The organism is Streptomyces sp. NPDC059909, assembly GCF_042730885.1.
Classification (GTDB): domain Bacteria; phylum Actinomycetota; class Actinomycetes; order Streptomycetales; family Streptomycetaceae; genus Streptomyces.
This window is the reverse complement of the sequence record NZ_JBHWKX010000022.1, coordinates 41,512-51,008: the sequence shown is the minus strand read 5'-3', so window position 1 is coordinate 51,008 and position 9,497 is coordinate 41,512. Positions and strand designations below refer to the sequence as shown.

General features: G+C 71.9%; 11 protein-coding genes. 1 reads left to right on the top strand and 10 read right to left on the bottom strand.

Annotated features, from left to right (window positions below):
* Window positions 1-2 precede the first annotated feature (2 nt).
* Together ACFV9O_RS17290 and pyrR are read right to left on the bottom strand one after the other, a co-directional pair.
* Window positions 3-1,010: an aspartate carbamoyltransferase catalytic subunit gene (locus ACFV9O_RS17290; protein ID WP_385418325.1), complete on the bottom strand. Its 1,008-nt coding sequence runs from the start codon at window positions 1,008-1,010 to the stop codon at window positions 3-5.
* Window positions 1,011-1,153: 143 nt separating this feature from the next.
* Window positions 1,154-1,729, bottom strand: coding sequence for a bifunctional pyr operon transcriptional regulator/uracil phosphoribosyltransferase PyrR (pyrR, locus tag ACFV9O_RS17285; RefSeq protein WP_385418322.1), 576 nt, complete (start codon window positions 1,727-1,729; stop codon window positions 1,154-1,156).
* Between the two features lie 219 nt (window positions 1,730-1,948).
* Between pyrR and bldD the strand changes: the two genes are divergently transcribed.
* Complete coding sequence (gene bldD, locus ACFV9O_RS17280) at window positions 1,949-2,449, top strand: transcriptional regulator BldD (protein WP_017945577.1); 501 nt, start codon at window positions 1,949-1,951, stop codon at window positions 2,447-2,449.
* A 308-nt stretch (window positions 2,450-2,757) separates the two neighbouring features.
* Here bldD and nusB read toward each other — a convergent pair whose 3' ends face one another.
* The 8 genes from nusB to aroC all read right to left on the bottom strand — a co-directional run bounded on the left by nusB (window position 2,758) and on the right by aroC (window position 9,468).
* Window positions 2,758-3,189, bottom strand: coding sequence for a transcription antitermination factor NusB (gene nusB, locus ACFV9O_RS17275; RefSeq protein WP_385418319.1), 432 nt, complete (start codon window positions 3,187-3,189; stop codon window positions 2,758-2,760).
* A 2-nt stretch (window positions 3,190-3,191) separates the two neighbouring features.
* The gene (gene efp / locus ACFV9O_RS17270) at window positions 3,192-3,758 is read right to left on the bottom strand and encodes an elongation factor P (protein WP_385418316.1); all 567 of its coding nucleotides are present in this window, start codon (window positions 3,756-3,758) and stop codon (window positions 3,192-3,194) included.
* Between the two features lie 65 nt (window positions 3,759-3,823).
* Complete coding sequence (locus ACFV9O_RS17265) at window positions 3,824-4,939, bottom strand: aminopeptidase P family protein (protein WP_385418312.1); 1,116 nt, start codon at window positions 4,937-4,939, stop codon at window positions 3,824-3,826.
* Between the two features lie 337 nt (window positions 4,940-5,276).
* Window positions 5,277-6,113, bottom strand: a complete 837-nt coding sequence (locus ACFV9O_RS17260; protein WP_385418310.1) for a Pro-rich N-terminal domain-containing protein — start codon at window positions 6,111-6,113, stop codon at window positions 5,277-5,279.
* Between the two features lie 133 nt (window positions 6,114-6,246).
* Complete coding sequence (aroQ, locus tag ACFV9O_RS17255; protein ID WP_385418307.1) at window positions 6,247-6,687, bottom strand: type II 3-dehydroquinate dehydratase; 441 nt, start codon at window positions 6,685-6,687, stop codon at window positions 6,247-6,249.
* On the bottom strand, window positions 6,684-7,778 hold the full coding sequence (gene aroB, locus ACFV9O_RS17250) for a 3-dehydroquinate synthase (protein ID WP_385418304.1): 1,095 nt from the start codon (window positions 7,776-7,778) through the stop codon (window positions 6,684-6,686). Before aroB ends, aroQ begins: the two co-directional genes overlap by 4 nt.
* Window positions 7,775-8,257: a shikimate kinase gene (locus ACFV9O_RS17245; protein WP_385418301.1), complete on the bottom strand. Its 483-nt coding sequence runs from the start codon at window positions 8,255-8,257 to the stop codon at window positions 7,775-7,777. Before ACFV9O_RS17245 ends, aroB begins: the two co-directional genes overlap by 4 nt.
* 26 nt (window positions 8,258-8,283) lie before the next feature.
* Window positions 8,284-9,468: a chorismate synthase gene (gene aroC / locus ACFV9O_RS17240; RefSeq protein WP_385418298.1), complete on the bottom strand. Its 1,185-nt coding sequence runs from the start codon at window positions 9,466-9,468 to the stop codon at window positions 8,284-8,286.
* Window positions 9,469-9,497 lie beyond the last annotated feature (29 nt).

Genomic DNA, 9,497 nt, shown 5'->3' with positions numbered 1-9,497 from the left:
GATTACTTCGTCTCCTCGGTACGGGCGGTGGTGGCATTGGTGACGGCGGGCACGTCTTTTGCATCGGGCACGGCCCCGCCCAGCAGCAGGTACAGGACGGCCATCCGGATGCTGACGCCGTTGGCGACCTGCTCGACGGCGGTGCAGCGGTCGGAGTCGGCGACCTCGGCGGTGATCTCCATGCCGCGGTTCATCGGGCCGGGGTGCATGACGATGGCGTGCTCGGGCATCCGGGCCATCCGCTCGCCGTCCAGGCCGTAGCGGCGCGAGTACTCGCGCTCGGTCGGGAAGAAGGCGGCGTTCATCCGCTCGCGCTGCACACGCAGCATCATCACGGCGTCGGATTTCTGCAGCACGTCGTCGAGGTCGTACGAGACGTCGCACGGCCAGGACTCGACGCCGACCGGCACCAGCGTGGGCGGGGCCACGAGGGTGACGTGGGCGCCGAGCGTGGTGAGCAGATGGACGTTGGACCGGGCGACGCGGCTGTGCAGGACGTCGCCGACGATCGTGATGCGGCGCCCTTCGAGGTCGCGCCCTATGCCGGCGTCCCGGCCGACGAGGCGGCGGCGCATGGTGAAGGCGTCGAGCAGGGCCTGGGTGGGGTGTTCGTGGGTGCCGTCGCCCGCGTTGACGACGGCTCCGTCGATCCAGCCGGAATTCGCGAGCCGGTAGGGGGCGCCGGAAGCGTGGTGGCGGATGACGACGGCGTCGGCGCCCATCGCCTCCAGGGTGAGCGCGGTGTCCTTGAGCGACTCTCCCTTGGAGACGGACGAGCCCTTGGCCGAGAAGTTGATGACGTCGGCGGAAAGGCGCTTGGCCGCGGCCTCGAAGGAGATCCGGGTGCGGGTGGAGTCCTCGAAGAAGAGATTGACGACGGTACGGCCGCGCAGGGTGGGCAGCTTCTTGATCGGCCGGTCGGCGACCCGGGCCATCTCCTCGGCGGTGTCGAGGATGAGGACGGCGTCGTCGCGGGTGAGGTCGGCGGCCGAGATGAGGTGGCGCTTCATCTGGGTGTGCTCCGGTGTGTGGCGGTTTGCGGGGCATGCGGGCGTGCAGGCACGGGCCCGTAGGGCTTCGGTGTCGGGCCTCGGGTCCGGCTTCGGCTCGGCTTCTGCGGTCGGGGCCTCGGCCTCGGAGGGCCGTACGGGTGCTACTGCTCGCCGGCCGGGGCGGTCTCGTGCACACCGAGCAGCACGGTGTCGCGACCGTCCTCCTCGGCGAGCTGGACCTTGACCGTCTCCCGCAACGACGTGGGGAGGTTCTTGCCGACGTAGTCGGCGCGGATGGGCAGTTCACGGTGGCCGCGGTCGACGAGGACCGCGAGCTGGACGGCGCGCGGGCGGCCGATGTCGTTCAGCGCGTCGAGTGCGGCGCGGATGGTGCGGCCGGAGAAGAGCACGTCGTCGACGAGGACGACCAGACGGCCGTCGATGCCGTCGGCGGGAATGTCCGTGCGCGCGAGGGCGCGGGCGGGACGGAGCCGCAGGTCGTCGCGGTACATGGTGATGTCGAGGGAGCCGACCGGGATCGTGCGGCCGGTGATCTCCGCGAGCTTGTCGGCGAGCCTGCGGGCAAGATAGACCCCGCGTGTCGGAATGCCGAGGAGCACCACGTCCTCGGCGCCCTTCGCGCGCTCGACGATCTCGTGGGCGATGCGGGTCAGTACCCGCGCGATGTCGGGGCCCTCAAGAACAGGGCGCGCCGCTTCTGAGCTGTGTGTGTCCATACGAAACGGACCTCCTTCTCCGCCTCACGGGACGGACCTTAAAGGACGTCGGATTTGCGCCGTCCACGGTACCAGGGTCCTGCCCGGCCCCTGGTCACACCCTCGGGAGGGTCGTACGGACCATCCGGCTTGACGCAGCCAAGTAACGCTGCGTAACCTCACAGTGAGTGACCAGCCGCGCGGCGGAGCCGCACGTCGATACAGTGTCCGGGGAGCTATATGTCCAGCGAATACGCAAAACAGCTCGGGGCCAAGCTCCGCGCCATCCGTACCCAGCAGGGGCTGTCGCTCCACGGGGTGGAGGAGAAGTCCCAGGGCCGCTGGAAGGCCGTCGTCGTCGGGTCCTACGAGCGCGGGGACCGTGCCGTGACGGTGCAGCGTCTCGCCGAGCTGGCCGATTTCTACGGGGTCCCGGTCCAGGAGCTTCTCCCGGGCACCACGCCCGGTGGGGCCGCTGAACCGCCACCGAAGCTCGTCCTGGACCTGGAGCGCCTGGCCCATGTCCCCGCCGAGAAGGCCGGTCCGCTGCAGCGTTACGCGGCGACGATCCAGAGCCAGCGCGGTGACTACAACGGCAAGGTGCTCTCGATCCGCCAGGACGACCTGCGCACGCTCGCCGTCATCTACGACCAGTCGCCCTCGGTCCTCACCGAGCAGCTGATCAGCTGGGGCGTGCTGGACGCGGATGCGCGCCGTGCGGTCGCGCACGAAGAGGGCTGACGCCACACCAGCAGAAACGTACCGCCGGGCCGGGGGAAGCAACGCTTCCACCGGCCGCGGCCGTTCGGGACGCCGGGCACCTTCAGCCTGTCCGGCGTTCGAGGACGGACACACGCCCGCTGAACGTGGGCGGTACACAACCAGCCCGTCCGGGGCTTGAGGACGGACACACCGCCCCACCGGACGCGGGCGGCACGCTGCCGCGCCCCCCGAACGGCACGCGCGAACGCCGACCCGCGGAAACGGCCGAAGGCCCGCAGCGCATGCGCTGCGGGCCTTCGTGGCTCAGCCGTGGCCGAGGCGCCGGCCTAGGCGTCGCGACGCAGACTCGGCTTCAGGTCCTTGAAGCGGCCCAGCAGGCCGTTCACGAAGGACGGGGAGTCGTCCGTGGAGAACTCCTTGGCGAGCTGCACCGCCTCGTCGATCACCACCGCGTCGGGGGTCTCATCCACCCACACCAGCTCGTACGCGCCGAGCCGCAGGATGTTGCGGTCGACGACGGGCATCCGGTCGAGCGTCCAGCCGACCGCGTAGGTGGCGATGAGCTCGTCGATCCGGGCCGCATGCTTCGCGTACCCCTCGACCAGCTCCATCGTGTACTCACCGACCGGCGGCTGACGGTCGTCGGTCCGCGCGTGCCGGATCCAGTCGGCGAGGACCGTCTGCACGGAGACTCCGCGCTGGTCGGCCTCGAACAGGATCTGGAAGGCGCGCTTGCGGGCCTTGTTGCGGGCAGCCACGGTTAGCTGTTCACCCGGCCGAGGTAGTCGCCGGAACGGGTGTCGACCTTGATCTTCTCACCGGTGGTGATGAAGAGCGGGACCTGGATGGTGTAACCGGTCTCCAGGGTGGCGGGCTTGGTGCCGCCGGTGGAGCGGTCGCCCTGGACGCCCGGCTCGGTCTCCTGGATGACCAGCTCGACGGCGGCCGGGAGCTCGACGTAGAGCACCTCGCCCTCGTGCGTGGCCACGGTGGCGGTGAAGCCCTCGATGAGGAAGTTCGCGGCGTCACCGACGGCGGCGCGGGCGACGTGCAGCTGGTCGTACGTCTGCATGTCCATGAAGACGAAGTAGTCGCCGTCCATGTACGAGAACTGCATGTCGCGGCGGTCGACGGTGGCCGTCTCGACCTTCACGCCGGCGTTGAACGTCTTGTCGACGATCTTGCCGGACAGCACGTTCTTGAGCTTGGTGCGCACGAAGGCCGGGCCCTTGCCGGGCTTGACGTGCTGGAACTCGACGACGGACCAGAGCTGGTCGTTGTCGAGCTTGAGCACCATGCCGTTCTTGAGGTCGTTCGTGGTGGCCACGGTTGCGGAATCTCCTGGACTGACGCTGGTGGACGACCAGGGAGTGCGAAAGTGCACGCTGCGCGCTAGAGCGCGAGCAGCTCCTTGGTCGTGATGGTGAGTAGCTCGGGTCCGCCGTCCGCCTCCTGGCGCACGACGAGCGTGTCATCGATCCGGACCCCGCCCCGGCCCGGGAGGTGGACCCCCGGTTCGACGGTGACCGGCACACAAGCGTCCAGTTTACCCATGGCGGCAGGCGACAGCTGCGGGTCCTCGTCGATTTCGAGCCCGACGCCGTGCCCGGTCGAGGGCGGGAGGCCGTCGCCGTGCCCGCCGGCGTCGAGCACCTGACGGGCGGCGCGGTCGACCTCGCGGTACTCGGTGCCGGGCGCAAGGGCCTCGCGGCCGGCCCGCTGAGCGGCGAAGACGAGGTCGTACAGCTCGATCTGCCAGTCGGCCGGGGTGGTTCCGATGACAAAGGTACGGGCGATCTCGCAGCAGTAGCCGCGGTAGTTCGCGCCGAGACACACGGCGAGAAAATCGCCTTCCTCGACACGGCGGTCCGAGGGCCGGTGCCGGCCGAGCCCAGCGTTGGGGCCGGTGGCGACGGAGGTGGGGAAGGCGGGGCCGTCGGCCCCGTGGTCGACGAGCCGGCGCTCCAGCTCCAGGGCGAGATGCCGCTCGGTGCGGCCGACGAGGATGGATTCGAGCAGTTCGCCGAGGGCCTGGTCGGTGATCTCGGCGGCGATGCGGATGCAGGCGATCTCGTCCTCGTCCTTGACCATCCGCTGCTGCTCCACGGCACCACCGAGGTCGCAGAAGCGCAGGTGTGGGGCGACCGAGCCGAGGGCGCGGTGGCGGGCGACGGTGAGGTGGTGCTCCTCGACGGCGAGGGACTCGGCGCCGGCGGCCCGGGCGGCCTGGGCCGCGGCGACGGCCGCGTCGCCTCCGTGGTTGGGCAGCACGGCCTGACGCAGCCGTTCGTCGATCCTGCCGTGAGCGGGGTCGCCGGTGGGCGCACTGGGACAGAGCACGGTGTCGGCGGCGGGCCCTCCGGGGCCCAGCAGCAGTACGGCACCGGGCGGCGCAGCGCCCGCGAGGTAGCGGACGTTTGCGGGTCGGGAAACCAGGGCCGCTGAGCTGCCGACGGCCGCGAAGCGGTCCCGCAACAGCCCGCGCCGGGCAGCGAACACCTCGGACATGCCACGAGCCTAAGAGCGTCGAGCCGATTCGGCCGGTCGAGCGCGTCCGTGTGGGGTGGGGGCGCTGCCCCCGGCCCCTGCTGGGGCTCCGCCCCGCCCCCGTTTCCCCGGGCTCTGCCCCGCACCCCTGGACGCCGGGTGGCCTGCGCCAGGACCCCCGCGCCCGCCTCCGGGTGCCGAGCTGCGGGCAAGGCCCCAAGGCCGTGACCCCGGTGCCGTCCGCCGGGCCGAGTGTCCGTCCTCGAACGCCGGACAGGCTGGAAACGCGTCCTTTCCCAGGCGCCGGAGGGGCCCCACGCCCACAGGGCGTAGGGGTCGGCGCAGGCACAGCCCCCGCCTACCAGGCCGGCGGGCTTGCGATCGAGCGGGCCAGGACGTCGTCGAGGATGTGGGCCGTGGTCTCGACGTCGTACTTGGAGTTGTCGATGATCGGGAGGCCCGAGCCGTACCAGCCGGCCATGCGGCCGTGGATGCCGGCGACCTCCTCGTCGGAGAGGCGGCGGTTGCCGCTGCGCTCCGCGTTCCGCTCGAGGACGACCTCGAGGCCGGGGAGCAGGACGACCGGCAGCAGGCCAGGACCCACATGGCGTTTCCACCCGCCGAGGCCGACGACCGGGCGGTCCGGGAAGACCGCGTCGTCGAGGATGCAGGAGATGCCGTTGGCCAGGAAGTTGCGGGCGGCGAAGCCGCAGGTGCGGCGGGCGAGACGGTACTGGGCCTCGGACTGGTCGTTCCAGCCGGACTGCGGGTCGGCGAAGCCGGAGCAGACCCATTCGCGGACGTCGTCGAGGCTGATGTGCGCGGTGGGTACGCGGCGGCCGGAGGCCCAGTGGCGGGCCACGGTCGTCTTGCCCGCGCCGGCGGGGCCGATGAGGAGCACCGCGAGCGTGGCGGTGCCGGTGCCGCTCTCGACGGGCGGAGTAGGGGTCCCCCCGGGCGAAGCCATGGGGGAGGGTATGGGAACCGGCCTGCCCGGGGGCAGCTGCACATGTCCCGTGGTGTCAGGGGACGGTGGCACGGCGGCGTGCTGCGGGGCGGGACCGGTCCAGCCGGGCGGAGGCGGGCCCTGCGGCTGCGGCGGCGGAACGGGGTGCTGGGCCCGGTGCTCCCATCCGGCCGCCGGCCCGTGCCCGGGTCCCTGGGGCGGCGGCGGACCCCCCACTCCGTGCTGCATCCGGTGCCACTCCGTCTCGTACGACTTCACGCTGGTCGGGCGGCAGTTGACCCGCCCGTACCGAACGGTACCCTCCCCGGCCGCCACAGTGGGAACGGCCGGGGCCGGTACGAAGTGCCCGGTCGGAGCCGGTTCAGCCGTCGAGTTCGTCGGCGAGGGCCCGCAGGGCCAGCCGGTACGAGCCGATCCCGAAGCCCGCGACCGTTCCGGAGGCGACCGCCGCGACCACCGAAGTGTGGCGGAATTCCTCCCGTGCGTACGGGTTGGAGATGTGCACCTCGATGAGCGGCGCGGTCCGCTGGGCCGCGGCGTCGCGCATCGCGTACGAGTAGTGCGTGAACGCACCGGGGTTGAGCACGACCGGCAGGGAGCCGTCGGCCGCCTCGTGGAGCCAGCGGACCATCTCCGCCTCGTCGTTCGTCTCGCGGACGTCGACGTCGAAGCCGAGCTCCTTGCCCAGCGACCGGCAGGCGTCCACCAGTCCGGCGTACGACGTGGCGCCGTACACATCGGGCTCCCGCGAGCCGAGCCGCCCGAGGTTCGGCCCGTTCAGGACGAGGACACGACGGCTCATGCCGACACCTCACCGAACGCGGCGAGCAGGACCGCGGGGTCCGGGCCCTCCAGCACGGTCGGCTTGGCCAGGCCGTCGAGGACGATGAAGCGCAGCAGATCGCCGCGGGACTTCTTGTCGACCCTCATCGTCTCCAGGAGCTTCGGCCACTGGTCGCCGCGGTACGTCAGCGGCAGCCCGACCGACTCCAGGACGGTGCGGTGCCGGTCGGCCGTCGCGTCGTCCAACCGCCCGGCGAGCCGCCCGAGTTCGGCGGCGAAGACCATGCCGACGGAGACGGCGGCGCCGTGGCGCCACTTGTAGCGCTCGTTCTTCTCGATGGCGTGCGCCAGCGTGTGGCCGTAGTTGAGGATCTCGCGCAGGCCCGACTCCTTGAGGTCGCTCGACACGACCTCGGCCTTGACCCGGATGGAGCGCTCGATCAGCTCGGCGGTGTGCGGCCCGGCCGGGGTGCGCGCACCCTCCGGGTCCGCCTCGACCAGGTCGAGGATCGCCGGGTCGGCGATGAAGCCGGCCTTGATGATCTCGGCCACGCCGCTGACGTAGTCGTGGACCGGGAGGGAGTCCAGCGCGCCGAGGTCGCACAGCACTCCGGCCGGCGGGTGGAAGGCGCCGACGAGGTTCTTGCCCTCGGCGGTGTTGATGCCGGTCTTGCCGCCGACGGCCGCGTCGACCATGGCGAGGACCGTGGTCGGGACCGCGATCCAGCGCACTCCGCGCAGCCACGACGCCGCGACGAACCCGGCCAGGTCGGTGGTGGCCCCGCCGCCGACGCCGACGATGACGTCGGTACGGGTGAAGCCGGTCTGGCCGAGCGCCTTCCAGCAGTACGCCGCGACCTCGACGGTCTTGGCCTCCTCGGCGTTCGGCACCTGGATGGCGACGGCCTCGTACCCCTGGTCGGCGAGGTCCTGGCGGACCGCCTCACCGGTCCCGGCGAGCGCCTCGGGGTGGATGACTGCGACGCGCTTGGCCTTGGGGCCGATCAACCCGGGGAGCTCGCCGAGCAGCTGCCGGCCGACGAGCACCTCGTACGGGTCGGTGCCGGCCGTGCCGCCGACCTGGATACGGGTCACTGCCTGGTCCGTCATGCGTCCTTCAATTCGAGTGCGTCGAGGACCGCCTGGGCGACCTCTTCGGGGGTGCGGTCGTCGGTGGCCACGACGGCCCGGGCGACTTCGGTGTACAGATGGCGGCGGGCGTCCATCAGGTCGCGCCACTGGCGGCGCGGGTTGACGGCGAGCAGCGGCCGGGCGACGCCGAGACCGGTGCGCTTGACGGCCTCCTCGACGTCCATCGAGAGATAGACGACGGGCAGCCCGGCCAGCAGTTCGCGGGTGCCCTCGTCGAGGATCGCGCCGCCCCCGAGGGCGAGGACGCCCGTGTGCTCGGCGACAGCGGCGCGTACCGCCGCGCGCTCCAGCTCGCGGAAGTGCGGCTCGCCGTCCTCGATGAAGATGTCCGAGATCTCCCGGCCCTCGGTGGCGACGATGTCGGCGTCGGTGTCCCGGTAGCCGGCGCCGAGGCGCTCGGCCAGCAGGGCGCCGACGGTGGACTTGCCGACGCCCATGGGCCCGATCAGAACGACCTGTGGACTCACCGGACGGCCAGGTTCTCGAGGTACGACCGCACGTTGCGGCGGGTCTCCGCGACGCTGTCGCCGCCGAACTTCTCGGCGACCGCGTCGGCGAGGACGAGCGCGACCATCGCCTCGGCGACGATGCCGGCGGCGGGAACGGCGCACACGTCGGAGCGCTGGTGGTGCGCGGCGGCGGCCTCACCGGTGGCGACGTCGACGGTCCTCAGGGCCCGCGGGACGGTCGCGATCGGCTTCATCGCGGCTCGTACGCGCAGCAGTTCACCGGTGGTCAGTCCGCCCTCGGTGCCGCCGGAGCGGCCGGAGGTGCGCCTGATGCCGTCGTCGGTGGCGACGATCTCGTCGTGGGCCTGGGAGCCGGGAACGCGGGCGAGCTCGAAGCCGTCGCCGACCTCGACGCCCTTGATGGCCTGGATGCCCATGAGGGCGGCGGCAAGGCGCGCATCGAGGCGCCGGTCCCAGTGGACGTGCGACCCGAGGCCGACGGGCACGCCGTACGCGAGCACCTCGACGACGCCGCCGAGCGTGTCGCCGTCCTTGTGGGCCTGGTCGATCTCGGCGACCATCGCCTTCGACGCGTCGGCGTCGAGGCAGCGGACCGGGTCGGCGTCGAGCTTCTCGACATCGGCCGGGGTCGGGTAGACGCCGTACGGGGCCCTGGCCGCGGCCAGCTCCACGACGTGGGAGACGATCTCGATGCCCGCGGTCTCCTTGAGGTAGGAGCGGGCGACCGCGCCGAGGGCGACGCGGGCGGCGGTCTCCCGGGCGCTGGCGCGCTCCAGGATCGGCCGTGCCTCGTCGAAGCCGTACTTCTGCATGCCCGCGAGGTCGGCGTGGCCGGGCCGCGGACGGGTCAGCGGGGCGTTGCGCGCCAGCTCGGCGAGTTCGGCCGGGTCGACCGGGTCGGCCGCCATGACCTTCTCCCACTTGGGCCACTCGGTGTTCCCGACCATGATCGCGACGGGCGAGCCGAGGGTGAGGCCGTGGCGCACACCGCCCAGGAACGTGACCTCGTCACGCTCGAACTTCATCCGCGCACCGCGTCCATAGCCGAGGCGCCGCCGGGCGAGGTGGTCCGCCACCGTCTCCGTGGTGATCGGGACACCGGCGGGAAGACCCTCCAGCGTCGCCACCAGTGCGGGTCCGTGCGACTCCCCCGCGGTCAGCCAGCGCAACCTGCTCAACGGTGCTCCTCATGCTCGCGCCTGGAACT